Source organism: Agrobacterium sp. InxBP2 (assembly GCF_026191755.1).
Taxonomy (GTDB): Bacteria; Pseudomonadota; Alphaproteobacteria; order Rhizobiales; family Rhizobiaceae; genus Agrobacterium; species Agrobacterium pusense.
On sequence record NZ_JAINDY010000022.1, the window covers coordinates 228,746 to 250,748 of the forward strand.

The following is a 22,003-nucleotide window of genomic DNA, read 5'->3' on the forward strand; positions in this document are numbered from 1 at the left end:
ACGGCGATCTAGCCGTTCGAAATGTGGGACAAACCGGCCTTATGACAAGCACCGACACAGATCTTTCCAGACGCACCTTTCTTTCCCTTCTTGGCCTTTCTTCCGCTTCGCTTCTCGCAGGCTGCGCCTCATCGGGCACGGGAGACGCCATCCGCCAGCAGGCAAGTGCCATTGGCAGCGATTTCCGCCAGATGTTCTCGTCCGGCGTCAGCGATGCGGAACTGGCCGTCATGTACGGCTCGGTCGAGGATGGCGGTTACGTCATTCCTGCCGTGCCGTATCAGAAAATCGACCGGCGTTATTACCGCCAGCGGGTCGTTGATCCGACGGGCGAACGTCCAGGCACCGTGGTCGTCGATACGCGTTCGCGCTTCCTTTACGTGGTGGAGCCGGGCGGCAGCGCCATGCGTTATGGCGTCGGCATTGGCCGCGAAGGTTTCGCCTGGTCGGGCGAGGGCGTCATCCAGTGGCGTCAGAAATGGCCGAAGTGGACACCGCCGGACGAAATGGTCGCCCGCCAGCCGGAACTCACCAAATATTCCTCCAAGAACGGCGGCATGCCGCCGGGCCTGAAGAACCCGCTCGGCGCCCGCGCGCTCTATATCTTCCAGAATGGCAAGGACACACTTTACCGCCTGCACGGTTCGCCGGAGTGGAACTCCATTGGCAAGGCGGTCTCCTCCGGCTGCGTGCGCCTGATGAACCAGGACGTCATCGATCTCTACGACCGCGTGCCGCAGAAGGCGCGTGTCGTGGTCTGGCAGTGAGCCGCGACTTCTTCATATGAAAAAAGGCGGCTCCGTGCCGCCTTTTTTGTTACGTCAGGGTCGGGTGAGGCTGTCCTTCAGCGCATTCACCCGGTCGCGGATCTGCACCAGCTCTTCCAGCCCGCAACCAGTGGCATTGCCGATTGCCGCCATGATCTTCACGCCCTCTTTTTTAAGGTTCGCGCCCTTTGGCGTCAGGGCCACCAGCACCTGTCGTTCGTCCACCGTCCCGCGCTTGCGGGTGATCAACCCCGCATGCTCCAGCCTTTTCAGCAGCGGGGAAAGGGTGCCGGAATCGAGCCCCAGCATTTCGCCGAGCGCCTTGACGGTGGAGGTCTCTTTCTCCCATAGCGCCATCATGACCAGATATTGCGGATAAGTCAGCCCGATTGGGTCGAGCAGCGGTTTGTAGGCCCTTGTGAAGGCATGCGCCGCGCCGTAAAGCGCAAAACATATCTGCTGGTCCAGCCTCAGCAGGCTTTCCATCTTCTTGTCGTCGCCCTCTGCACCCATTTTCCTGCTCCAAAATCAACCGGGGAGGGAACAATCGGCCCCCGCTTTCGGTTCCTGCCGCATGGATGCGCGGCGAAATTTCGTGAAAATTATCGCAAAAAACGAATTCGCATTCAATGTGCAAAATTATATTGCGCACAATTCAATTGTTCGCTATAAGAGCCTCAACGCCAACCCGAAGGAGTAATGTCATGCCAATTCTCTACACGACCAAAGCATCTGCCACCGGTGGCCGCGCCGGTAACGCCAAGTCGGAAGACGGCGTTCTCGACGTCACACTCACTGTTCCCAAGGAACTGGGCGGTGATGGCGCCCGCGGCACCAATCCGGAACAGCTTTTTGCAGCCGGTTATTCCGCCTGCTTCCTCGGCGCGCTGAAATTCGTCGCCGGCAAGGAAAAGGTAAAGATTCCTGAAGACACCACTGTGACGGCAACCGTCGGTATCGGCCCGCGTGAGGATGGCGGCGGCTTCGGCATCGAAGTCTCGCTGAAGGCCAATATTCCTGGTGTCGAGCGCGAAGTTGCTGAAAAACTGGTTGCTGCTGCGCACATCGTCTGCCCCTACAGCCACGCCATGCGCACGTCCACGGAAGTGCCGGTCTCGGTAGCCTGATTTTTCAGGTCTTAAATGTGGGGCGGGTTCATCCCGGCTTGAAGTGGACCGCGACCTCTCCTCCGTCATGCCGGACTAAATCCGGCATCCAGCCCCGGCGCGTCTGCGCCTTGAAAGGAGTCTAGCGCGATCAAGGACTTGATCGCGCTGGACCCCGGATCTAGTCCGGGGTGACGGGGCGGGGCGCCCTGCACACGATAAATATCAGGCTTGGGCAGTGGATCGTCATTCCTGCGTTCATTCCGCCCTTCTTGTTTGCAGAAAGAAATGTGCTATATTCTTTCCAAGGAAAGGATAGACCCATGAATATTCACACCAAGGCCACCGCGGACCCCGCATCGCAAGGCAGGGTCGTCACCAAGGCTGTCATCGCCGCCGCGGAGCGGCTCGGCCTGAATGCCGCCCGCACGGCGGATATTCTTGGCGTTTCCGCGCCCACGGTGTCGCGTATGAAGCGGCTTGATTTCCTGCTGGAGCCGGGTGCCAAATCTTTTGAACTGGCTGTGTTGCTGATCCGGGTTTTCCGTTCGCTGGATGCGATTGCCGGCGGCGACGAGGCCGTGGCGAAAAGCTGGCTGCGCAATCATAACACGGCGCTCGGCGCCGTACCTGCCGACAAGCTGACTACCATTACCGGATTGATCGATGTCCTCTCCTATCTGGACGCCCGACGCGCTCCTGTCTGAAAAACGCGCTGCGGCGGGAAAATACTGGCGGTTGGTGGAGGCGCAGCACCAGGTTTCCACCATGAAGCTGGTGGATACGGTGGAAGAGCAATCGCTGCTGGAAGATATTCTGGAGGCGAGCAAGCGGCCGTTTCCACCCGAATGCGCCGGTTTTGATTATCTTCTCGCGACGCCCTTCCGTTATGGCGCAGCCTATCCGCATGGCTCGCGGTTCCGCCGCGCGGGCTATACCGAAGGCGTTTATTACGCCGCCGCGAAGGTGGAAACGGCGCTTGCTGAAATGGCCTTTTACCGGCTGCTGTTCTACGCCGAATCGCCTGGCACGCCGCTGCCTGCCAATCCAGCCGATTATTCCGCCTTTGCCGCCCGCGTCGCCACCGATGCCGCGCTGCATCTGACCGAACCGGCACTCAACCGTGACGAGGCCCTGTGGACTGATCCCACGAATTACGAAGCTTGTCAGACACTGGCGGATCAGGCGCGTCTCGCCCGGATCGAGGCCATACTCTACCGCTCGGTGCGCGATCCGGCAGGCGGCCTCAACATTGCCATCCTGTCGCCGAAGGCCTTCGCCGAAAAATCGCCGGTGGAGCGGATGAGCTGGCGCATCCATCTTTCGAAAACCGGGGTGCAGGCGCTGTGCGAATTCCCGATGCGGCGAACCGGTTTTTCGGCCGCGGATTTTGCCGGTGATCCACGCCTCGCCAGCCTGCTGGGCTGACGGGCGTTCTCTGTTTCATCTTCTTGGCGGGCCGATGATGTCAGGCGGAAGCGAAAAACGCTTCCGGGTCGTCAACTTCCACCAGCCTGCGCTTGTCGATCAGCCAGAAGCGGTTACCTACCGTCCGCACAAAACTCCTGTCATGCGAAACGAAGACGCAGCTGGCTTCACGGCTGATGATTTCCGCCTCCAGCGCTTCCTGTCCCTCGATATCCAGATGGTTCGTCGGCTCGTCCAGCAGGTAGAAATTCGGCTCCGCCAGCCTGAGCGCCAGCATGGCAAGTCGCGCCTTCTGCCCGCCTGAGAGCGTGGCGATCCGGCGCTTCTGCATTTCCATGTCGATGCCGGCGCCGGCGAGCAGGCCGTGGATGCGCTGGTCGCCGATGTCGAAGCGATGCGAGAGAAGCGTCGCCGGCGTGCTGTCGTCATCGATGTCGGCAAGCGACTGGTCGACATATCCGGCCACCAGCGAGGGCGTGGCCTTGATGCCCTCCTGAATATGGCCATCACCCGTCACCGCCGCCTGCAGCAGTGACATCAGCCGCGTCTTGCCGACACCGTTGCGACCGAGAATGACGATGCGGTCGCCCTGGCGGATGAATTGTCGGCCGGTGCGGAACAGCACTGTTCCATCCGGCGTCGAGACGGGAACATCCTCCAGAGTGACCAGAACCTTGGCATGGGTGCCACGATTGGCGAGCTGGATTTTGCCGGCGGATCGTTCGATATGGGCAGGGCGCGCTTTCTCCTCGATCCTTTCCGCACGCTCGCGCAATTGCTTGGTTTTAACGGTCAGGAGATCGCTGCCGGAATTGATGCCGATATTGTTGAGCTTGGCCGCCTGCCGGCGCAGCTGCTGTGCGGTTTTCATGTCGCGCTGGAAACGCCGCTCATCGGCGGCATCCTCCTCCTCCAGCGCCGCGCGCGCACGGCCATAGGGCAGGCGAAACAGCGCCGAGTTCTCAGGCCGCAGGAAAAGCGTCGTCCGCGTGACATTGTCGAGAAAGGCGCGGTCGTGGCTGACGATGATGACGGCCGTGTCGCGCGGCAGGGCGCCCAGCCAGCTTTCCAGCACGTTGATCTTTTCAAGGTCGAGATGGTTGGTCGGCTCGTCGAGCAGCAGCACGTCAGGCTCTGTGATCCAGGCCTTGGCCAGCATGGCAAGCCTCTGCCAGCCGCCGCTCAGTTCTTTCAGGCGACGCTCGCGAAACGGCTCCGGCACCAGCATGTCATCGAAGATGATGTCTGCGCGCCAGCTTTCGCTATCGATCGTATCCGCCGGCAGGGCGGAGAGCACAGCATCCCGCATGGTCAGCTCCATCAGGGCGGCAGGCGGATTTTGGCGCACGATGGACTGGGTGAGCCCGCGCAGCCGGGTGATGTCGCCGCTACTGGGCTCCATGTCGCCCACCAGGCAATTGAGCAGGGTGGACTTGCCGCAACCATTGGCGGCGACGATGCCGATGCGGTCGCCCGCATTCACGGTGAGGCTGAGATTGGAAAAAAGCGGTTTGCCAAGGATGATACCGAGGTTGCGCAGCGTAATGATGGTCATGATGTCGTCTCTGGCGAAGACGGACCCGCACCGTTGCCTGCGCGTGCAGGACGTGGGTTCGGTTATCGGTGATCCGTCGTGAAACTATGCGCAATGGCAGACGAACTGCGTCCTGCGCGGCCTTTTAGGCAAACCAGAGGGTGGTGTTCCGGTCAGCCCTGCAAACGTGTCCGCAGGGCAAAAAGGTGGCAGAGCTGACGATTGCGCCAGAAGCAGGAAATATCCATGCGAAGCCTCCTTTCTTGAAACGGGTTGAACCGCCCGACCATTAACAGCGGCGGCGATCCGTTGCAACCCACTTTGAGAAGGGGTGGGTAGGGCCGATGCGGCAAGGCCTACCCGGTGTGAGATTTAGTCGATGCCGCACCTGATCCTTTCAGCCGGGCTCGTTTGGCCCGCTGGCGTCATTGGTTGCCGACACGCGCCCGCAGTTCTTCGACATGAGCGGCGATTTCAGGTGTCACCGCGTCGCCGAAGTCTTCCATTTCAAACATAGGGCGGATTTCGATTTCGCTGCGCTCCAACATCGGGTTCGGGCAGCGTTTCACCCATTCCACCGCCTCGTCCATATCCTTCACGTTCCAGATCCAGAAACCGGCGACCAGCTCGTTGGTGTGCGGGAAGGGACCGTCGATCACGGTGCGGCTGTCGCCGTCGAAGATCACGCGCTTACCCTTGGAGGAGGGGTGCAGGCCGTCGCCGGACTGCATGATGCCGGCATTGACCAGTTCTTCGTTGAATTTCCCCATTGCCTCCATCAGTTCCGTCGTCGGCATCACGCCGTCTTCGCTGCTTTTTGTGGCTTTTACAAAAACGATTGCACGCATGATCATTCCTCCTGGATTGCGTTTCGTTCAGTTTCGCTCTCCGGCGCGACAACCGGATGACAGTCTTGCCGGAGCGCTCCGCCCCTGTCAGCCAAGATCGATGAGGTCGCGGCGCAATCTTTCAGGGTCACCGCTTCCAATCTTTGCTTCGATTTCCGCATGGGTCTGCTCCCATATCGGAAACGCGGCGGCGAGTACGGCCATCCCGTCAGCCGTCAGCCGCAGCCGTTTGCCGCGCTTGTCCTTCGGGTCCTGTTCGATGCTGACCAGCCCGCGCCGCTCCAGCGGCTTCAGCGCCGCCGTCAACGTCGTGCGGTCCATCGCCAGAAGATTGGCGACCGGGCCCATCGGCGGTGGCTCCGGGCGGTTCAGCGACATCAGCAGCGAAAATTGACCATTGTTGATGCCCACCGGCTTCAACGCATTGTCGAACAGCCGTGCCAGCGCCCGTGCCGCACGCTGTGCATGCAGGCACAGGCAGGAATCACGCACGAGAATGGTTGTCGCAAAAGGAATCACGCTGACGTTTGACATGCGCTAAATATGTTGATATCAACCTAATTAGTCAAGCGGAACTTGGTGCTCTGCAGACTGTTTGTTGCCTTTCAGCACAGAAATAGGCGGTGCCGGCCGTTGGGACGGAGCGGCGCCGAGGTGAAGGACGGATCCAAGGAGGAAAGATCATGTCTCATCCCGTCGTTTCAAAAGAGGAGTGGCTTGCGGCCCGCCGCGATCTGCTGGTGAAGGAAAAGGAATTGACCCGTGCCCGTGACAGGCTGAACGAAGCCCGTCGCGCATTGCCGTGGGAGGAGGTGACGAAGGATTATATCTTCGACGCGCCTTCCGGCCCCAAATCGCTGCAGGAGCTGTTCGGTGATTGCAGTCAGCTGATCGTCTACCACTTCATGCTGGCGCCGGACTGGGAGGAGGGCTGCGTTGGCTGCTCCTTCTTCGCCGACCACGTCGATGGCGCGCTGATCCATCTCAAGCATGGCGATGCTGGCTTCGTCGCGGTGTCGCGGGCACCGCTTGAAAAGATCGAAAGCTACAAAAACCGCATGGGATGGAAATTCCCCTGGGTTTCAGCCGCAGGCACGGATTTCAATTACGATTATCAGGCCTCGTTTCGCGACGAGGACATGGCAAGCGGCGAAATCACCTATAATTACCGTGACATGGCGCCCTATGGCGACCTGAAGGACCTGCACGGCATCAGCGTTTTCGCCAAGGGCGAGGACGGCAAGATCTATCACACCTATTCCACTTATGCCCGCGGCGCGGAGCAGACGCTCGGCACATTGATGCTGCTCGATCTGGTGCCAAAAGGCCGTAATGAAGAGGGTGTAATGGATTGGGTGCGCCGCCACGACCAATATGAGGACGCGCCGAAAGCCGCATCCTGCTGCCACTGAAAACGGCAAGACGAGAGGAGGAGACGACAATGGAAATGGAAAGCGTCAAGCCGCAGAAGGAACACGAATTCCTGTCTAGGCTCGTCGGCGACTGGGTAATGGTTGCCGGCCATGAAGGATACGATCCTGATGATCCGGACCAGCGTTTTACGGAGACCGTCCGCTCCATCGGCGGGTTGTGGATCATCGGCGAAGGCTCCGGCAGGATGCCTGACGGCGACCGGATGACGGCCGTCATAACGGTCGGCTTCGATCCGGCCAAGGGCAATTTTGTCGGCACCTGGGTAGGGTCGATGATGACGCATCTCTGGGTCTACAAGGGCTGGCTGGAAGAGGACGGCAAGACCCTGACGCTGGAAGCGGAAGGCCCCGCTTTCGACGGTTCCGGCGGCACCGCGACCTATCACGACGTGCTGGTGCTGCATGATGACAATCACCGCAGTTTCTCCGGCAGCGTCAGGCAGCCGGACGGCACATTCAAGACCTTCATGACATCGGAGTTCCGGCGCAAGTCGTAAAGCTCGCCGGGACTTGATCTGAACGAACGTGCCGCCGCGCCCTGCGGCGGGCGCTTGCCGAAACACCCGCCAAACCCTCCATAGGAGACGACAATGTCCGATACGCATGGAAAATTCATCTGGGTCGAGCTGATGACACCCGACATGGAAGCGGCCGCCCGCTTTTATGGTCATGTCGTTGGCTGGCAGACCAAGGATTTCGGCTCGCCGGAAATGCCCTATCTCGTGCTGGAAGCCGACGGCAAGGGCATGGGCGGCGTCATGGAACTGACCGACGAGCACAAGGGCCAGGGCATTCCTCCGAACTGGACGGCCTATGTCGATGTCGACGATGTGGACGCGACGGCAAAACGTTTTGCCGAAAAAGGTGGCGCGATCCGACGTCCGCCGCAGGATATCCCGGAAATCGGCCGCTTTGCCGTGGTGGCCGATCCCTATGGCGCCGTGCTCTGCATCATGACGCCGCAGCCAATGGAAACCGGCGGTTTCCCTGAGGATACGCAGGCGAAACAGGGCCATGTCGGCTGGTACGAACTCTTCACCGACAATGTCGATGAAGCGATGGCCTTCTACGGCGATGTCTTCGGCTGGACCAAGGACCATGATTTCGACATGGGCGAAATGGGCCCGTACCGCATCTTCGCCCATAACGGCAAAGCCGTTGGCGGCATAATGAAACGCATGCCGCAGGTTCCCGTCTGCCATTGGGGTTATTACTTCAATGTGGATGGCATCGATGACGCCATCACTCGCGTCAGCACCGGCGGCGGACAGGTCGTCAACGGCCCGATGGAAGTGCCCGGCGACAGCTGGATCGTTAACTGCGTCGATCCGCAGGGCGCCTATTTCTCGCTGGTCTCGCAGAAGAAATAAGTCTGTTGCTGATGATCTGCCGGGGCAACGTCCGGCAGATCATCGCTCTCTCGACAGGCGAACATGATCGATAAAGGCCCGCAGCTTCGGCGCAAGGTTGCGACGGCTGGGATAATAGAGATAAAACCCTGCGAAGCTGGGCGAATAGTCTTCCAACATGGAAACAAGCTCTCCGCGCTCCAGATAGGGCCGGAATGTCTCTTCCATGCCAAAGGTAATGCCTGCACCGGCACAGGCGAGCTTGATCATCAGCTGCATGTCGTTGGTGGTGAAAGCAGGCTCCACCGCCACCGCAAACTCCCGGCCGCTTTCGGCAAATTCCCATCTATATGGCGCAACGCCGGGACGGGGCCGCCAGCCAATGCACCTGTGCTCTATCAGCTCGCGTGGCTGCGTCGGTAGGGCGAAACTGTTACGGTATCCAGGAGAACAGACGGCAAGCTGCCGCTGCGGAGCCGATACTGGCACGGCGATCATATCCTGTTCAATGAGCTCTCCCAGACGCACGCCGGCATCGTAATGCTCGGCGACAATATCGAATTCTTCATCCGTCACGACGATGTCGAGCTGCACTTCGGGATGTGCCTCGGCAAAGCTTGCGAGCAGAGGTCCCGACAAGAAACGTTCTGCAATGGACGACACCGCCAGCCGAAGCTGACCGCGCACCGTGCCGCCAAGCGATGAGGCCGCCTGCGCCGCCTGCGAGATCGCGCCTATGGAAGACGAGACATCAGCGTAAAGCTGCTGCCCCGCTTCCGTCAGGCTCACGCTGCGGGTGGTTCGTTGGACAAGCGCAATTCCCATTGTCTCCTCAAGCTTGCGGATGGTCTGGCTGACAGCGGAGCGGGTGACGCCCAGCCTGTCCGCGACGGCGCGAAAATTCCGTTCCTCGGCAACAAGGCAGAACGTCGAAACAGCATTGAGGTCAATGTTCATTGGTTAGAAATTCTATCCATTGAGGTAAATATTAAGGCGGTTATCGCGACAATGCCTGAGCGCTATCTTCCCTGCAACGGTCGATTTCGAAAAAGCCGACCGTAACAGCAAGGAGATAGCCATGACATTGAACAAAGTTGTTCTCATCACGGGTGCATCGAGCGGGATCGGTGAAGGCATTGCGCGAGAGCTGGCCGCCGCCGGCGCAAAACTGGTGCTCGGCGCGCGCCGGCTGGATCGCCTTGAGTCGCTGGCCGAAGAACTGCGCCGCACGGGCGCCGACGTCGTCGTCCATGCGCTTGACGTCACCGACAGGCAGAGCGTCGAGGCCTTCGCAGAGGCAGGCCGCAAGGCTTTCGGTGAGATCGACGTCATCGTCAACAATGCCGGCATCATGCCGCTGTCGCTGATGTTGTCGCTCAAGGTCGATGAATGGGACCGCATGATCGACGTCAACATCAAGGGCGTGCTTTATGGCGTCGCGGCCGTTCTGCCCGAGATGACCGCACGTGCCTCCGGCCACATCATCAACATCGCCTCCATCGGTGCGCTCGCGGTTTCGCCAACGGCGGCCGTTTATTGCGCGACGAAATTTGCCGTGCGGGCGATTTCGGATGGGCTGCGGCAGGAAAACCGCGACCTGCGTGTCACCTGCATTCACCCCGGCGTGGTGGAAAGCGAACTCGCCCACACCATCACCGATCCGGCGGCTGCCGAACTGATGCAGAGCTACAGAGCCATCGCCCTGAAGCCCGATGCCATTGGCCGCGCCGTTCGTTACGCCATCGAACAGCCTGACGATGTGGACGTCAACGAAATCGTTGTCCGCCCCACCGCTGCCTGAGGAGATTGACATGAAAGCCATTTTTTCGACCGCGCTTGCGATTGCCATGCTCGCGGGATCTGCCGCCGCACTCGCAAATACGCAGCACATGGATGACCGTTTGAAACGCGGCGATGAGGTCGTCCGCAGCCTCAACAATGGCCAGCCGCAGGCCAATCTGGAGCGCATGCGGCAGGAGTTTCCGTTCCTGGCGCAGGCAACAGAAGGGTATGCCCTGGGTGAGGTCTGGTCGCGGCGGGGCCTGGATAACCGCACCCGCCAGCTGGCCGCCGTCGCTGTCATGGCGGCCCTTGGCGAGCGCGATCTGATGAAGGTCCACGCCGGCTATGCGCTGAATGTGGGCGCAACCGACGAGGAACTGAAGGAGATGATCTATCTCATCACCGTTCCTGCGGGCTTCCCAAAGGCCATCGCCGCATCACGCACGCTTGCGGAACTGTTCGAGGAACGCCGCGCCAATGCCGCAACGGGAGTTGAGAGACAATGAACATCGTATCGACATCGGTTGCGCTTCTGCTTGCGGCGGCTTCCGCCGAAGGGGAGAACCGCAAATCTAGCAACGCCACGGAAGTGAACATGACCGAAAACGCGGAGATCCAGAACCATCCGTATGTCGGCATGTGGGTCACCGGCGATGGCCACATTCGTCAGGAACTTCTGCCCAATGGCCGCTATGACGAGGCGCGGGGTAACCGCAAGAGCGCCTATCAGGGACGATATGAGGTGAAGGGAAACCACATCGACTATTGGGATGACACCGGCTTTACGGCCGATGGCGAATTCGTGGACGACATTCTCTACCACGGCGGCATGATCTTCTATCGCGAGAAGTGATAACCACGCCAATCAAGCGCCGCCCGCTCCATCGAGAGCGGGCGGCGCGCTTGTTACTATCGCTTCAAACTACCCAAAATCCCGCGCACGATGGCGCGGCCTACCGAAGTCGCGACCGAACGGGCAGCACTTTTCATCGCGGCCTCGATCACCGTTTCGCGCTGGTAGCCGGAACGGCGCGTGCCGCCGTTGCGTGAGCCGCTGGAATTTTGCGCAGGTTCGTCATCACCGAAGCCGGGCAGGCGCCAGCGGCCGGAGGCGTTGTCGGACTGGTTTTGGGCATTTTCTTCTTCAGCACGCTTCGCAGCCTCGGCCTCCGCCGCCTTCTGGGCACGGGCGGCAAGAATCTCGAAAGCCGATTCCCGGTCTATATCCCTGTCGTATTGGCCGGAGACGGGGCTGAGATCGATCAGCGATTTGCGTTCCGCATCCGTCAGCGGTCCGACGCGGCCGGATGGTGGCCTGACGAGCGTGCGCTCGACGATGGAGGGCGCACCCTTGTCGTGCAGGGTGGAAATCAGCGCTTCACCCGTGCCGAGCGTGGTGATGGTATCTGCCGTGTTGAAGGCCGGGTTCTGTCGAAACGTATCGGCTGCCGTGCGCACGGCTTTCTGTTCGCGCGGCGTATAGGCGCGCAGCGCATGCTGCACGCGGTTGCCGAGCTGGGCAAGCACGGTCTCCGGCACGTCGAGCGGGTTCTGCGTCACGAAATAAACGCCAACGCCCTTGGAGCGGATGAGGCGCACGACCTGCTCCACACGCTCCACCAGCACGCGCGGCGCATCGTTGAACAGCAGATGCGCTTCATCGAAGAAGAACACCAGACGCGGCTTTTCCGGATCGCCGACCTCGGGAAGCTCTTCGAAGAGTTCGGAGAGCATCCAGAGCAGGAAGGTGGCGTAAAGGCGCGGGTTCATCATCAGCTTGTCGGCGGCGAGAACCGAAACCGTGCCGCGCCCATCCGTGCCCACACGCATGATGTCGGCGATCTTCAACGCCGGCTCGCCGAAGAAATTGGCAGCGCCCTGCTGTTCGAGAACCAGCAGCCCGCGCTGCAGCGAGCCGACCGAAGCCTTGGAAATCAGCCCGAACTGGTTGGAGAGTTCCGTTGCGTTTTCGCCCATATAGTTGAGGAGCGATTGCAGGTCTTTCAGATCGAGCAGCGGCAGCCCGCCCTGATCGGCGATCTTGAAGGCGATGTTGAGAACGCCTTCCTGCGCCTCGGAAGCATCCATCAGCCGGGCGAGCAGCAGCGGCCCCATTTCGGCGATGGTGGCACGCACGCGATGGCCTTTTTCGCCATAGAGATCCCAGAAGATGACAGGCGACTTGCCGTAGGAAAAATCGGTGAAGCCGATCTGTTCGGCGCGCTTCTGGACCCAGTCCTTCGCTTCGCCCTCGGCTGCGATGCCGGAAAGGTCACCCTTGATATCGGCGCAGAAGACCGGCACGCCGGCCTTCGAAAAACCTTCTGCCAGAACCTGCAACGTCACGGTCTTGCCCGTGCCTGTCGCGCCGGTGATGAGGCCGTGGCGGTTGCCGAATTTCAGTTCCAGATATTCGCCCTTGTTCAGGCTGTCATCCGGATTGCGGCTGGTGCCGATATAGAGCTGTCCGTCCTGCAACATCGACCAATTTCTCCTGCGGCTGAAACACGACCCCTGAAATCGCGGCGGATTTTGCAAAAGTCATGTCCGAATTAAAAGTGTTCCGGCATGATAGGGACACTCCGGCAGGGAGCAGCCCTTTCATAGTTTGGTTGCGATGATCTTATAAGGACAGTTTCAAGGCGCAACAACTGCTTGATGGCGATGAAGAAAAAGCGCTTGATGAAAGTTGCCGCACCGCTCATGGCCGCTTGAATGCCACATGAGATTGTTTTACGTTGACGTTAACGTCAGTTCGCAGAAGTTGACGTCGTTTTTCAACAGGAGGCAAGAATGAACGAAGTCGTGGATCAGATCGCCGCAAAGGCGGGGATCGACCCTGAACTGGCTGAAAAGGCCATTGGCATGATTCTCGGTTTTCTCCAGCGCGAGGCTGCAGACGGCCCGATCGCGCGGATGATCGAAGCCATTCCCGGCGCGAGCGAGCTGGTGGCGCAGTATAATGGCGAAGGTGCCGGCGGCGGCGGTCTGCTCGGTGGCCTGATGAGCGCCATCGGCGGCGGCGGCATCATGGGGCTTGGCCAGCAGCTGATGAGCCAGGGCCTTGGCATGAGCGAGATTTCCACCCTCGCCAAGGAAACCATCGCCGCTGCCCGCCAGCATGCCGGCGATGAAACCGTCGATCAGGTGATCGCCTCGGTCCCGGGCCTCAGCCAGTTCGCCTGAGTCGGACTATTCCATCGCGGGGCGTGGCGGCTGTTCGTTGAACCGTCGCCGCGCCTCTTCTATTTCGGCATGGTGCGTTTCCGCCCATATCCACACCCCGCAAAAAGCGCTGCCCAGCGTGCGGCCAAGGTTCGTCAGGCCATAATCCACATGTGGGGGAATGACGGGATGCACCGTGCGGCGCACCAGCCCGTCGCTTTCCATCTGCCGCAGCGTCTTCGTCAGCATCTTCTGGCTGATATTGCCCACATGTTTGCCAATCTGCGTAAAGCGCAGCGTGCCGTGCTCTTCCAGCACTTCGAGAATGAGCATCGTCCATTTGTCGGCCACCTTGGCAATGATGTCCTGAACCAGCGCCTCTATTGCCGGATCTGTATCCGTCGGTGGCGGAACCTTGCGCCGGTTCTCGATGGCCGGGTCGGCTGCATGCCGCTTCATCTTACACTCTCCATTTGGTAAGTATAAATCTTTTGGGTGCCTACTTTCGATTGGAGAGTATCATAGCTAACTTCCTTCAGCCAACAAGCAAAGGATGTTCCCATGAAAATCTCTGGCAATACCATTCTCATCACCGGCGGCGGTTCCGGCATCGGTCGTGCTCTGGCGGAGGCCTTTCACAAGGCCGGCAACAGGGTCATCATTTCCGGCCGGCGCAAGGCCGTGCTCGACGAGGTGACGGCCGCCAATCCCGGCATGGCCTCGATGGTGATGGATGCGACGGACGCGGCTGGCATCCGCGCTTTCGCAGAGGCTGTCGTAAAGGCCCATCCCACTCTCAACGCCGTCATCAACAATGCTGGCATCATGCGGCCGGAAGACATCGCCGCAGCCCCGGATTATCTGGACACGGCCGAAGAAACCATCGCCACCAATCTTCTTGCACCCATCCGCCTGACGGCGGCGCTTTTGCCGCATTTCCTCAAGCAACCCGCCGCGACGGTGCTGACGGTCTCCTCCGGCCTCGCCTTCGTGCCGATGGTGCTGACCCCCACCTACAGCGCCACCAAATCCGCCATTCATGCCTATTCGGTCGCTCTGCGCGAGCAGCTTGAAGAGACGCCGGTGGAAGTCATCGAAATCGTTCCGCCTTACGTGCAGACGACGCTGATGGGTGAGGGGCAGGCGAAGGATGAAAGAGCCATGCCGCTTGATGCCTTCATTTCCGAGGTCATGGATATCCTCGAAAATCGTGCGGACGAGAAGGAAGTGGTGGTGGAACGCTGCAAGCCGCTGCGGTTTGCCGCGCAGAACGGAAATTTCGATCAGGTCTTTGCCATGATCAACCATATGCATCCTTGAGCGGCAACGTCTGTCGCATGGGGACATCCTGTGATAGCGTCGCGCTCCATCTGAGGAGTGCGTGCTTTCATGGCCCAAGGCCGGTTCCTGATGCCGAAAACCAGCATGCCCGGTGTCGTCGCCGTAGCGGCGGATAGCGATCGTTCTTTCCCACGCCATATGCATGATCAATTCGGTATCGGCGTCATCGAACGCGGCGCGCAGAAATCGCTTTCCGGCCGTGGCATGGTGGAAGCGGCCGCCGGTCAGGTCATCACCGTCAATCCCGGCGAGATACATGACGGTATCCCGCTCGGGGAGGGCGGCCGCGCCTGGCGGATGCTCTATCTCGACATCGATATCGTGCGCGATGTCATTGCCGATGTCTGTGAGAAGGATCGCGGCTTTTTCGAATTCGCCTATCCTGTTGATGCAAGGCCTTTGGCGGAGCGGTTCAACGCTGTCTTTTCCGCCGTCACTGCGAAGGAACGACCGGGCGAAACCCTGCACAGCGACGAGACCTTGCTGATGCTTCTGGCGGCTGCGATGGAGACGGCGGCTAAACCGCCCGTGGTGACCTCGCCCGACACCATCAGGCGCGCGAAAAGCAGCATCGATGACGACCCTGCCCACCCGTTCCGCCTTGCCGATCTGGCCGCGGAAGCCGGCATGAGCCAATTCCGTTTCCTGCGCGCCTTCGCAAAAGCAACCGGCCTGACGCCGCACAGCTATCTTCTCCAGCGGCGCGTCCATCTGGCCCGGCACGCGCTGGCCGGAGGTAAGCCGCCGGCCGAGGTTGCCTTCCTTGCCGGTTTTGCCGACCAGAGCCATCTGAACCGGGTTTTCTTGCGCCAGTTCGGGGTGACGCCGGCGGTTTACCGGGCGGCGACGGGCGGCGGATCGTCGCTCTCTTCCGTCATGCCGGACTAGATCCGGCATCCAGCCATGGCGCGTCTGCGCCGTGAAAGAAGTCTTTCGTGGTCAAGGACTTGACCACGCTGGACCCCGGCTCGGGGGCCGGGGTGACGGTGTGCGGATTTGGCCCTGCAATTTCATCCAAGACAACGATCCCACGCACCCTCATGCTCCTGCCCTTCACCCACAGGACAGACCCACCATGACACCCGAATTCCTCATCACATCCTTCATCGTTGCCGCCTCTCCGGGCACCGGCGTGGTTTACACGCTGGCTGCCGGCCTTTCGCAGGGGGCGCGGGCGAGCGTCATTGCGGCTTTCGGCTGCACGCTCGGCATCGTGCCGCATCTGCTCGCCGCCATCACCGGTCTTGCCGCCATCCTGCACACCAGTGCGCTGGCCTTTAGCGTGGTCAAATATCTGGGGGTCGCCTATCTGCTCTACATGGCGTGGAACACGCTGCAGGAGAATGGCGCGCTGAAGATCGATGAAACGAGGCAGCCGCAAAAAGCCGCCCGCGTCATCGGTGAGGCGATCCTCATCAATCTGCTGAACCCGAAACTGTCGATCTTCTTTTTTGCCTTCCTGCCGCAGTTCATCGCGCCGGATGAAGCTTTGCCGACATGGCGCATGGTCGATCTCGGGCTGATCTTCATGGCCATGACGTTTCTGGTCTTTGCGCTTTACGGCTGTTTTGCCGCCTCGGTCCGGTGGCAGGTGGTGTCACGCCCGGCGGTCCTCGCCTGGCTGAGACGCAGCTTCGCCGCCGCATTCGTGGCGCTGGGGGCAAAGCTGGCCTTGACCGAGCGATAAGACGGGACCGCAAGGCCCCGTCGTCTCAGTTGTCCCAGTCGGGCGCGAGGTGGCCGGGGCTGACAATGCGGCCATTTGGCTTTGCCAGCGCATGGATTGCCTGCATTTCTTCTTCCGAGAGCGCAAAATCGAAAATATCGAAATTCTCCTTGAGGCGGCTTTCCGTCGCCGTCTTGGAAAGCGCCACGATATCCGGCTGTTGTACCGCCCAGCGAAGGGTTACCTGCGCGGCGGTTTTGCCATGCCTCGCGCCGATATCCTTCAGAACAGTGTCGTTCGGCACCTTGCCGTCGGCCATCAGGTAATAGGCTGTCACCGACATGCCGTGCTTGCGCGCAGCCGCAATCACCTTCGTCTGGTCGAGATAGGGGTGATATTCGATCTGGTTGGTGGCAAGCGGCGTGTCGGACAGTTTCACCGCCTCTTCGGTCAGCGCCACGTTAAAGTTGGAAATGCCGATATTGCGTGCCTTTCCGGCCTTGCGCACCGCGTTCAGCGCGCCCATGCGCTCGGCAAGCGGCACATCGCTCTTTGGCCAGTGCAGCAGCAAAAGGTCGACATAGTCGGTCTTCAGCTTTGCAAGACTCTCATCGACGGAAGCGAGAAAATCGTCGTGGCGATAGCGGTCCACCCAGACCTTTGTGGTCAGGAATATATCGTGCCGGGAAATGCCCGACTTGGCGATGACTTCGCCTACCGCCCCTTCGTTCTTGTAGATCTGCGCGGTATCGACATGGCGGAAACCGAGCTTCAGCGCCTCCGGCAGAATGCGCCTGACATCGTCTTCCGGAATGCGGAAGGTGCCGAAACCGAGGGCGGGAATGTTCGCGCCATTTGCGCTGACGTCATACATGGGATGTCTCTCCTGTTTGCTGAAACATGGCCGGCGCGGACGCCGGGGGGCATGGAAGCCGTCTTTCATTAACTGGTATCCGCACGATCGGTTTCAACCCGGCGACGCCAGTCACATCAGCACGTAATCCACCGGACGCGGATCGGCCGGCAGGTCGGTATCGCCGATCGCCTCGCGCAGATTGATCTCGATTGTGGTGGCAAGGGCATTGATCGGCAGCGCGTTGAGGCCGGTGCCGAAGGGGTCCTCCAGCTCGTCGGACAGCGCATCGAGGCCGAAAAACGTATAGGCGATCAACGTACTCGTGAAAGGCGTCGCCCAGCCGAGCAGATCGGTGAAACCGAACGGCAGGAGAAGGCAGAAAAGATGCGCGGTCCGGTGCAGCAGCAGCGAATAACCGAAAGGAACCGGCGTGTGGCGAATGCGCTCGCACGAAGCCTGTGCGGCGCCCATCTGCTGCACGGTCGCATCCAGCATCTGCAACTGTATATCGCTGATCTGGCCTTTGCCATGAGCGGAGACGATGGCGCCGGAGATTTCCCGCAGCAGCATGTCCGGCCTGTTGCGGCTGCGGGCATAGGTCAGCGAAAGGTCCTCCGGAATGAGGTCGGTGGTGACCGTCGCATTCGCCGGACGCAGATGTGAGACCAGCGCGTGACAGAAGGCGATGACAAGATCGGTGATCCGTCTGCGGGTGACGGGATCGGCCACATCCTGCCGGCCTTCCAGCATCACGGTCTGACGCGAGAGCGTGCGGGCCACGGTAATCAGCGCGCCCCACTGCTTGCGGGCTTCCCACCAGCGGTCGTAACAGGCATTGGCACGAAAACCGAGGAATACGGAAAGCGCGATGCCGAGCAGCGAGAACGGCGCTCCATTTAGCGCCGGCACCAGATCCGGGCGATCCTTGTGCGCCCAGACCACCAGCGTCGACAGCAGGAAAACCGCAAGCACCTGCGGAAAGATGCGGACGATGATGGAGCCGCGCACGATGAGGAAAAGCTGCAGCAGGTTCGGTTTTGGACGAACGATCATGGTGGAAACTCGAAATGCCTGTGGCGGGTGGGGGCGCCTGAAAATCCCTAACCTATCTACATGCTGGCTAGGCGGCCTTGTCCACCCTTTTTTGCGTGGTTGCGCACGGCGGCTGGCAGCGCTACGCGTCTATCGCGGGCATCGTCAATAGATGATCCGACCGTGCGGGGTGGAAGGAAATGTCGCGTGTCACGTTCACAACGGCTTCTTGATCTGTTGCAGATTCTTCGTTCCCACCGCATGCCGGTGAGTGGTGTAGCCCTTGCCGCGAAGACCGGCGTCAGCCTGCGCACGCTTTACCGTGATATAGCAACGCTTCAGGCGCAGGGCGCCGATATCGAGGGCGAAGCGGGCGTGGGTTATGTGCTGCGTCCCGGTTTCCTGCTGCCGCCGTTGATGTTTTCCCAGCACGAAATCGAGGCGCTGGTGCTCGGCTCGCGCTGGGTGGCGGGCCGCGCCGATGCCGGATTGGCGGAGGCTGCGCGCGCCGCACTCGTCAAGATCGGCGCCGTTCTGCCCGAAGCCCTGCGGGAGGAACTCGATCACTCCACCCTGCTTGTCGGTCCGGGGCAGGGGCTTGCGGCCATCCATGTCGATCTGGCGGCCATTCGCGATACGATTCGCAGGGAAAGCAGGGTCGTCATCACCTATCGCGACGAAAAGGGGGACGTGACGGAGCGGGTTATCTGGCCTTTCGCACTCGCTTTTTTCGATCTGGTGCGGGTGGTGCTGGGCTGGTGCGAGACACGGCAGGACTACCGCAGTTTCCGGGCTGACCGCATCGAAAGCTTTCGTCCCCTCGACGGCCGTTATCCGCGCCGCCGCCAGGTGCTGCTGAAAGAATGGCGCGAACGGGAAAAACAGCGGCGGCGGCAACATGCTGACAAAAACTGACAGCATCGGGGTCTAGAAACCGTTCATCCGCAACACAGGAGAACAACCATGACCCACCCCGATTTCACCATTCTTTACGTCGATAATCCGCCGGCCAGCACCGAGTTCTACAAGGCCCTGCTGGGCGTCGATCCCGTCGAAGCCTCCCCGACATTTTCCCTCTTCGTCCTTGCCAACGACATGAAGCTCGGCCTCTGGTCGCGGCACACGGTGGAACCGAAGGCATCTGTTACGGGCGGCGGCGTCGAACTCGCCTTCCGCGTCGAAAACGACCTTCAGGTGGAAGAGACTTTCGCGAGCTGGAAGGCAAGAGGCGTCGCCATGCTGCAGCAGCCAGCGAAAATGGAGTTCGGTTATACCTTCACGGCCGCCGACCCGGACAGCCATCGCCTCCGGGTCTATGCCTTCGCGAGGTGATGACAAGCGGTTTGGCCGGGTTGGTCAAATAAAGCCATCCTCGTCCATGCACGCGGTATTCCGCACGTCCTGCTCCGCACTCTCCTCATCCCTGTGCTTGTCACAGGAATCCAGTCGACGCGCGTCTGCGCGGCGGGGAGAGCCCTGTCAGCCCAAGGACTTGGGCTGGCTGGATTCCTGGGACAGGCACAGGAATGAGGGCGGTGGGGAGGCGTCCGCGTGTGACAATCGCGTCGCATCTGATGCCCTACGTCTTGACCGCCACGACAAAAAGGCGGGGAAACCGCAGAAGCAACCGGCCATCCGCCATCGGCGGATAGGCCTCCCTGATACGCCGCGTATAGTCGGCGAGGAAGGCTTCGCGGTTCTCCTCGCCGGCGGCGGCGAGATAGGGGCGCAGCCCCGTGCCCTTCACCCATTCGACAATGCTATCCGCATCTTTCATCGGGTGATTATAGATCGTGTGCCACACATCCACCCGCACGGATTTCGGTGAAAGCGCATTGAAATAATCCGACGGTGCGGGCAGGGGTTTGCGCCGCAACCGGCCATCGGAAAAAGTCTGTTTCCATGGGCCTTCGTCACCTGTTTCATGCATCGCGATATGCGTCGGCTCCTGCAGATTGTCAGGCATCTGCACGGCCAGAACGCCGCCGCTTTCCAGCTGGTCCATCAGCTGCGAAAGAATGGCGAGATGATCCGGCACCCACTGGAAAACGGCATTGGCGTAAAGCAGGTCCGCCTTCTGCGCCGGTTTCCAATGCGCGAGGTCGGCCTTGCCGAAGCGGGTGGTCGGCAGCCGGTCTGCTGCCTTCGCCAGCATATCATCATCGCTATCAATACCGGTGATGACATTGACGCCGTAACGGTCTGTCAGAAGCTCGGTGGAATTGCCGGGACCGCAACCGAGGTCATAGCCGTTCAGCACCCGCTCCAGCGGCACCTGGGCCAGGAGATCCCGCGCCGGGCGCGTCCGCTCGTCTTCGAATTTCAGATATTGCTGTGCGGACCATGCCATGATTTTTCTCCTGCGGACTGCCGTCAGATCGTCAGCATCGCATGGGCGAAATCGCCCCGCCATCATTCAATCGATGAATTATTGTGATGAATCTATTCACCAACCTTTTGTTTCGCCTCATAAAACATCCTGGCGGGGCCGCTGCTTTGTTATTTTCCATCAAAATCAGAAATCGCGGCAATTAAAACTTGACCTCATTGAGGGAGAGGCATTCACTCCGGCCGATTTCCCGCACATGCCCGGTTGCGCGCGCACAGCGTTCCTCATCCGGCAATGCATCAGAACAAAAAGACGGAGCGTTTTTTACCGAACGGAAACGCTCGAGACAGGAGACCATCATGAGCGTCGATACCGCACCCCGATCAACCACCTGGACCTATGTTGACGGTCAATGGCTGCCTGGCAATCCGCCGCTCATCGGGCCAACCTCGCATGCCATGTGGCTGGCCTCTACGGTATTCGATGGTGCACGCTGGTTCGATGGCGTCGCGCCTGACCTTGATCTGCACTGCCAGCGCGTCAATCGCTCTGCCGTCAACATGGGCATGAAGCCGACCATGACCGCCGAGGAAATCGAGGCCCTGGCGCTCGAAGGCGTGAAGAAATTCGACGGCAAGATGGCGATCTACATCAAGCCTATGTACTGGGCCGAACACGGCATGCCCGGCAGCGTCGTTGCACCGGATGCCAGTTCCACCCGGTTTGCGCTCTGCCTTTTCGAAGCGCCGATGGACGCCGGCAAGCCGCTGACGCTCACCGTCTCGCCGCTGCGCCGCCCTTCGCCGGAAACGGCAATGACGGACGCGAAGGCAGGCAGCCTTTATCCGAATAGCGGCCGCGCGATTCTGGAAGCGCGCTCACGCGGTTTCGACAACGCCCTGATGCGGGACATGAACGGAAATGTCGCGGAGTCAGCCTCCGCCAACATCTTCATGGTCAAGGACGGCGTCGTTCTCACGCCGGTCCCGAACCGTACCTTCCTTGCCGGCATCACCCGTTCACGCGTGATCGGTCTTCTGCGCCAGGCCGGTTTTGACGTGCGGGAAGCGACGCTTTCGGTTGAGGATTTCCGTGAGGCCGACGAAATCTTCTGCTCCGGCAACTATTCCAAGGTTTCGCCTGTCGTGAAGCTCGACGACCGCGAGCTGCAGGCCGGCCCGGTCGCCCGCAAGGCGCTTGATCTTTACATGGAATGGGCACGTCTCGGCGCAGACGTCTGAATTCTGCATCTATTCGCGTGAAACGGCCATGACAGACATTCGGTCGGTCATGGCCATTTTTTGCGATGCAAAAAAACCCTGAAAACAGGGGGTAATTTAATCCAATTTTAGAAAACAGAATTGTAG

Annotated in this window: 27 protein-coding genes; 17 read left to right on the plus strand and 10 right to left on the minus strand. The window is 60.3% G+C overall.

Translation table 11 applies throughout. The annotated features are described in order from the left end of the window. Positions 1-41 precede the first annotated feature (41 nt). Complete coding sequence (locus K7A42_RS06345; protein ID WP_004440507.1) at positions 42-767, plus strand: L,D-transpeptidase; 726 nt, start codon at positions 42-44, stop codon at positions 765-767. A 54-nt stretch (positions 768-821) separates the two neighbouring features. Here the strand turns inward: K7A42_RS06345 and K7A42_RS06350 are convergent, their stop codons facing one another. After that, positions 822-1,280 carry a MarR family winged helix-turn-helix transcriptional regulator gene (locus K7A42_RS06350; protein WP_004440509.1) on the minus strand — a complete coding sequence of 153 codons (459 nt, stop codon included), beginning with the start codon at positions 1,278-1,280 and terminating at the stop codon, positions 822-824. A gap of 191 nt (positions 1,281-1,471) precedes the next feature. Here K7A42_RS06350 and K7A42_RS06355 point away from each other — a divergent pair, with 191 nt between their 5' ends. From K7A42_RS06355 to K7A42_RS06365, 3 genes are all read left to right on the plus strand, one after another. Further along, positions 1,472-1,894 carry an organic hydroperoxide resistance protein gene (locus K7A42_RS06355; RefSeq protein WP_003509379.1) on the plus strand — a complete coding sequence of 141 codons (423 nt, stop codon included), beginning with the start codon at positions 1,472-1,474 and terminating at the stop codon, positions 1,892-1,894. 302 nt (positions 1,895-2,196) lie between these two features. Next, positions 2,197-2,580 (plus strand): MbcA/ParS/Xre antitoxin family protein, encoded by a 384-nt coding sequence (locus tag K7A42_RS06360; protein ID WP_004440515.1) that lies wholly within the window; start codon positions 2,197-2,199, stop codon positions 2,578-2,580. Further along, the gene (locus K7A42_RS06365) at positions 2,540-3,301 is read left to right on the plus strand and encodes an RES family NAD+ phosphorylase (RefSeq protein WP_035209472.1); all 762 of its coding nucleotides are present in this window, start codon (positions 2,540-2,542) and stop codon (positions 3,299-3,301) included. The genes K7A42_RS06360 and K7A42_RS06365 overlap by 41 nt, the downstream gene beginning before the upstream one ends. A gap of 40 nt (positions 3,302-3,341) precedes the next feature. On the opposite strand, the gene K7A42_RS06370 is transcribed toward K7A42_RS06365, so the two are convergent. From K7A42_RS06370 to K7A42_RS06380, 3 genes are all read right to left on the minus strand, one after another. After that, positions 3,342-4,856 carry an ABC-F family ATP-binding cassette domain-containing protein gene (locus tag K7A42_RS06370; protein ID WP_077986734.1) on the minus strand — a complete coding sequence of 505 codons (1,515 nt, stop codon included), beginning with the start codon at positions 4,854-4,856 and terminating at the stop codon, positions 3,342-3,344. A gap of 404 nt (positions 4,857-5,260) precedes the next feature. Continuing rightward, complete coding sequence (locus K7A42_RS06375; protein ID WP_004440523.1) at positions 5,261-5,683, minus strand: YciI family protein; 423 nt, start codon at positions 5,681-5,683, stop codon at positions 5,261-5,263. 87 nt (positions 5,684-5,770) lie between these two features. Continuing rightward, positions 5,771-6,217, minus strand: a complete 447-nt coding sequence (locus tag K7A42_RS06380) for a MarR family winged helix-turn-helix transcriptional regulator (protein ID WP_004440524.1) — start codon at positions 6,215-6,217, stop codon at positions 5,771-5,773. A 149-nt stretch (positions 6,218-6,366) separates the two neighbouring features. Here K7A42_RS06380 and K7A42_RS06385 point away from each other — a divergent pair, with 149 nt between their 5' ends. The 3 genes from K7A42_RS06385 to K7A42_RS06395 all read left to right on the plus strand — a co-directional run bounded on the left by K7A42_RS06385 (position 6,367) and on the right by K7A42_RS06395 (position 8,486). Further along, complete coding sequence (locus K7A42_RS06385; protein WP_035209476.1) at positions 6,367-7,095, plus strand: DUF899 domain-containing protein; 729 nt, start codon at positions 6,367-6,369, stop codon at positions 7,093-7,095. A 29-nt stretch (positions 7,096-7,124) separates the two neighbouring features. Next, a complete protein-coding gene (locus tag K7A42_RS06390) occupies positions 7,125-7,613 on the plus strand; it encodes a DUF1579 domain-containing protein (RefSeq protein ID WP_035209477.1) in 489 nt (162 codons plus the stop codon). Positions 7,614-7,706: 93 nt separating this feature from the next. After that, the gene (locus K7A42_RS06395) at positions 7,707-8,486 is read left to right on the plus strand and encodes a VOC family protein (RefSeq protein WP_037091688.1); all 780 of its coding nucleotides are present in this window, start codon (positions 7,707-7,709) and stop codon (positions 8,484-8,486) included. A gap of 39 nt (positions 8,487-8,525) precedes the next feature. On the opposite strand, the gene K7A42_RS06400 is transcribed toward K7A42_RS06395, so the two are convergent. After that, positions 8,526-9,422, minus strand: coding sequence for a LysR family transcriptional regulator (locus tag K7A42_RS06400; RefSeq protein ID WP_035209479.1), 897 nt, complete (start codon positions 9,420-9,422; stop codon positions 8,526-8,528). 121 nt (positions 9,423-9,543) lie between these two features. Between K7A42_RS06400 and K7A42_RS06405 the strand changes: the two genes are divergently transcribed. From K7A42_RS06405 to K7A42_RS06415, 3 genes are read left to right on the plus strand one after another with little or no spacing between them, the layout of a single operon-like run. Then, positions 9,544-10,266, plus strand: a complete 723-nt coding sequence (locus K7A42_RS06405; protein WP_282454994.1) for an SDR family oxidoreductase — start codon at positions 9,544-9,546, stop codon at positions 10,264-10,266. A 10-nt stretch (positions 10,267-10,276) separates the two neighbouring features. Beyond that, complete coding sequence (locus K7A42_RS06410) at positions 10,277-10,753, plus strand: carboxymuconolactone decarboxylase family protein (protein WP_282454995.1); 477 nt, start codon at positions 10,277-10,279, stop codon at positions 10,751-10,753. Beyond that, on the plus strand, positions 10,750-11,100 hold the full coding sequence (locus K7A42_RS06415; RefSeq protein ID WP_282454996.1) for an Atu4866 domain-containing protein: 351 nt from the start codon (positions 10,750-10,752) through the stop codon (positions 11,098-11,100). The genes K7A42_RS06410 and K7A42_RS06415 overlap by 4 nt, the downstream gene beginning before the upstream one ends. Positions 11,101-11,156: 56 nt before the next feature. Here the strand turns inward: K7A42_RS06415 and K7A42_RS06420 are convergent, their stop codons facing one another. After that, entirely contained in the window at positions 11,157-12,728 is a 1,572-nt protein-coding gene (locus tag K7A42_RS06420) for a helicase HerA-like C-terminal domain-containing protein (protein ID WP_278067288.1), read from the minus strand. Between the two features lie 312 nt (positions 12,729-13,040). On the opposite strand from K7A42_RS06420, the gene K7A42_RS06425 reads away from it, so the two are divergent. Further along, entirely contained in the window at positions 13,041-13,433 is a 393-nt protein-coding gene (locus tag K7A42_RS06425) for a hypothetical protein (protein WP_045532513.1), read from the plus strand. Positions 13,434-13,439: 6 nt separating this feature from the next. On the opposite strand, the gene K7A42_RS06430 is transcribed toward K7A42_RS06425, so the two are convergent. After that, positions 13,440-13,871, minus strand: a complete 432-nt coding sequence (locus K7A42_RS06430; RefSeq protein WP_220330039.1) for a winged helix-turn-helix transcriptional regulator — start codon at positions 13,869-13,871, stop codon at positions 13,440-13,442. 102 nt (positions 13,872-13,973) lie between these two features. On the opposite strand from K7A42_RS06430, the gene K7A42_RS06435 reads away from it, so the two are divergent. The 3 genes from K7A42_RS06435 (at position 13,974) to K7A42_RS06445 (ending at position 16,440) form a co-directional block, all read left to right on the plus strand. Further along, a complete protein-coding gene (locus K7A42_RS06435; protein ID WP_282454997.1) occupies positions 13,974-14,732 on the plus strand; it encodes an SDR family oxidoreductase in 759 nt (252 codons plus the stop codon). 69 nt (positions 14,733-14,801) lie between these two features. Further along, entirely contained in the window at positions 14,802-15,641 is an 840-nt protein-coding gene (locus tag K7A42_RS06440) for a helix-turn-helix transcriptional regulator (protein WP_282454998.1), read from the plus strand. Positions 15,642-15,828: 187 nt separating this feature from the next. Next, entirely contained in the window at positions 15,829-16,440 is a 612-nt protein-coding gene (locus tag K7A42_RS06445) for a LysE family translocator (RefSeq protein WP_282454999.1), read from the plus strand. Between the two features lie 25 nt (positions 16,441-16,465). Here the strand turns inward: K7A42_RS06445 and K7A42_RS06450 are convergent, their stop codons facing one another. After that, the gene (locus K7A42_RS06450; protein ID WP_282455000.1) at positions 16,466-17,293 is read right to left on the minus strand and encodes an aldo/keto reductase; all 828 of its coding nucleotides are present in this window, start codon (positions 17,291-17,293) and stop codon (positions 16,466-16,468) included. Positions 17,294-17,404: 111 nt separating this feature from the next. Further along, positions 17,405-18,328 carry a bestrophin family protein gene (locus K7A42_RS06455; protein WP_022555805.1) on the minus strand — a complete coding sequence of 308 codons (924 nt, stop codon included), beginning with the start codon at positions 18,326-18,328 and terminating at the stop codon, positions 17,405-17,407. A 186-nt stretch (positions 18,329-18,514) separates the two neighbouring features. On the opposite strand from K7A42_RS06455, the gene K7A42_RS06460 reads away from it, so the two are divergent. Further along, positions 18,515-19,222, plus strand: a complete 708-nt coding sequence (locus K7A42_RS06460; RefSeq protein WP_282455001.1) for a helix-turn-helix transcriptional regulator — start codon at positions 18,515-18,517, stop codon at positions 19,220-19,222. Between the two features lie 48 nt (positions 19,223-19,270). After that, positions 19,271-19,639 carry a VOC family protein gene (locus K7A42_RS06465; protein ID WP_282455002.1) on the plus strand — a complete coding sequence of 123 codons (369 nt, stop codon included), beginning with the start codon at positions 19,271-19,273 and terminating at the stop codon, positions 19,637-19,639. A gap of 247 nt (positions 19,640-19,886) precedes the next feature. On the opposite strand, the gene tam is transcribed toward K7A42_RS06465, so the two are convergent. Next, entirely contained in the window at positions 19,887-20,657 is a 771-nt protein-coding gene (gene tam / locus K7A42_RS06470; RefSeq protein ID WP_004440553.1) for a trans-aconitate 2-methyltransferase, read from the minus strand. Between the two features lie 338 nt (positions 20,658-20,995). Here tam and K7A42_RS06475 point away from each other — a divergent pair, with 338 nt between their 5' ends. Beyond that, on the plus strand, positions 20,996-21,877 hold the full coding sequence (locus K7A42_RS06475; RefSeq protein WP_004440555.1) for a branched-chain amino acid aminotransferase: 882 nt from the start codon (positions 20,996-20,998) through the stop codon (positions 21,875-21,877). Positions 21,878-22,003: the final 126 nt, after the last annotated feature.

Coding starts and splice junctions, on each gene's coding strand:
- K7A42_RS06345 (WP_004440507.1), top strand. CDS start 42: ATGACAAGCACCGACACAGATCTTTCCAGACGCACCTTTCTTTCCCTT.
- K7A42_RS06350 (WP_004440509.1), bottom strand. CDS start 1,280: ATGGGTGCAGAGGGCGACGACAAGAAGATGGAAAGCCTGCTGAGGCTG.
- K7A42_RS06355 (WP_003509379.1), top strand. CDS start 1,472: ATGCCAATTCTCTACACGACCAAAGCATCTGCCACCGGTGGCCGCGCC.
- K7A42_RS06360 (WP_004440515.1), top strand. CDS start 2,197: ATGAATATTCACACCAAGGCCACCGCGGACCCCGCATCGCAAGGCAGG.
- K7A42_RS06365 (WP_035209472.1), top strand. CDS start 2,540: ATGTCCTCTCCTATCTGGACGCCCGACGCGCTCCTGTCTGAAAAACGC.
- K7A42_RS06370 (WP_077986734.1), bottom strand. CDS start 4,856: ATGACCATCATTACGCTGCGCAACCTCGGTATCATCCTTGGCAAACCG.
- K7A42_RS06375 (WP_004440523.1), bottom strand. CDS start 5,683: ATGCGTGCAATCGTTTTTGTAAAAGCCACAAAAAGCAGCGAAGACGGC.
- K7A42_RS06380 (WP_004440524.1), bottom strand. CDS start 6,217: ATGTCAAACGTCAGCGTGATTCCTTTTGCGACAACCATTCTCGTGCGT.
- K7A42_RS06385 (WP_035209476.1), top strand. CDS start 6,367: ATGTCTCATCCCGTCGTTTCAAAAGAGGAGTGGCTTGCGGCCCGCCGC.
- K7A42_RS06390 (WP_035209477.1), top strand. CDS start 7,125: ATGGAAATGGAAAGCGTCAAGCCGCAGAAGGAACACGAATTCCTGTCT.
- K7A42_RS06395 (WP_037091688.1), top strand. CDS start 7,707: ATGTCCGATACGCATGGAAAATTCATCTGGGTCGAGCTGATGACACCC.
- K7A42_RS06400 (WP_035209479.1), bottom strand. CDS start 9,422: ATGAACATTGACCTCAATGCTGTTTCGACGTTCTGCCTTGTTGCCGAG.
- K7A42_RS06405 (WP_282454994.1), top strand. CDS start 9,544: ATGACATTGAACAAAGTTGTTCTCATCACGGGTGCATCGAGCGGGATC.
- K7A42_RS06410 (WP_282454995.1), top strand. CDS start 10,277: ATGAAAGCCATTTTTTCGACCGCGCTTGCGATTGCCATGCTCGCGGGA.
- K7A42_RS06415 (WP_282454996.1), top strand. CDS start 10,750: ATGAACATCGTATCGACATCGGTTGCGCTTCTGCTTGCGGCGGCTTCC.
- K7A42_RS06420 (WP_278067288.1), bottom strand. CDS start 12,728: ATGTTGCAGGACGGACAGCTCTATATCGGCACCAGCCGCAATCCGGAT.
- K7A42_RS06425 (WP_045532513.1), top strand. CDS start 13,041: ATGAACGAAGTCGTGGATCAGATCGCCGCAAAGGCGGGGATCGACCCT.
- K7A42_RS06430 (WP_220330039.1), bottom strand. CDS start 13,871: ATGAAGCGGCATGCAGCCGACCCGGCCATCGAGAACCGGCGCAAGGTT.
- K7A42_RS06435 (WP_282454997.1), top strand. CDS start 13,974: ATGAAAATCTCTGGCAATACCATTCTCATCACCGGCGGCGGTTCCGGC.
- K7A42_RS06440 (WP_282454998.1), top strand. CDS start 14,802: ATGGCCCAAGGCCGGTTCCTGATGCCGAAAACCAGCATGCCCGGTGTC.
- K7A42_RS06445 (WP_282454999.1), top strand. CDS start 15,829: ATGACACCCGAATTCCTCATCACATCCTTCATCGTTGCCGCCTCTCCG.
- K7A42_RS06450 (WP_282455000.1), bottom strand. CDS start 17,293: ATGTATGACGTCAGCGCAAATGGCGCGAACATTCCCGCCCTCGGTTTC.
- K7A42_RS06455 (WP_022555805.1), bottom strand. CDS start 18,328: ATGATCGTTCGTCCAAAACCGAACCTGCTGCAGCTTTTCCTCATCGTG.
- K7A42_RS06465 (WP_282455002.1), top strand. CDS start 19,271: ATGACCCACCCCGATTTCACCATTCTTTACGTCGATAATCCGCCGGCC.
- tam (WP_004440553.1), bottom strand. CDS start 20,657: ATGGCATGGTCCGCACAGCAATATCTGAAATTCGAAGACGAGCGGACG.
- K7A42_RS06475 (WP_004440555.1), top strand. CDS start 20,996: ATGAGCGTCGATACCGCACCCCGATCAACCACCTGGACCTATGTTGAC.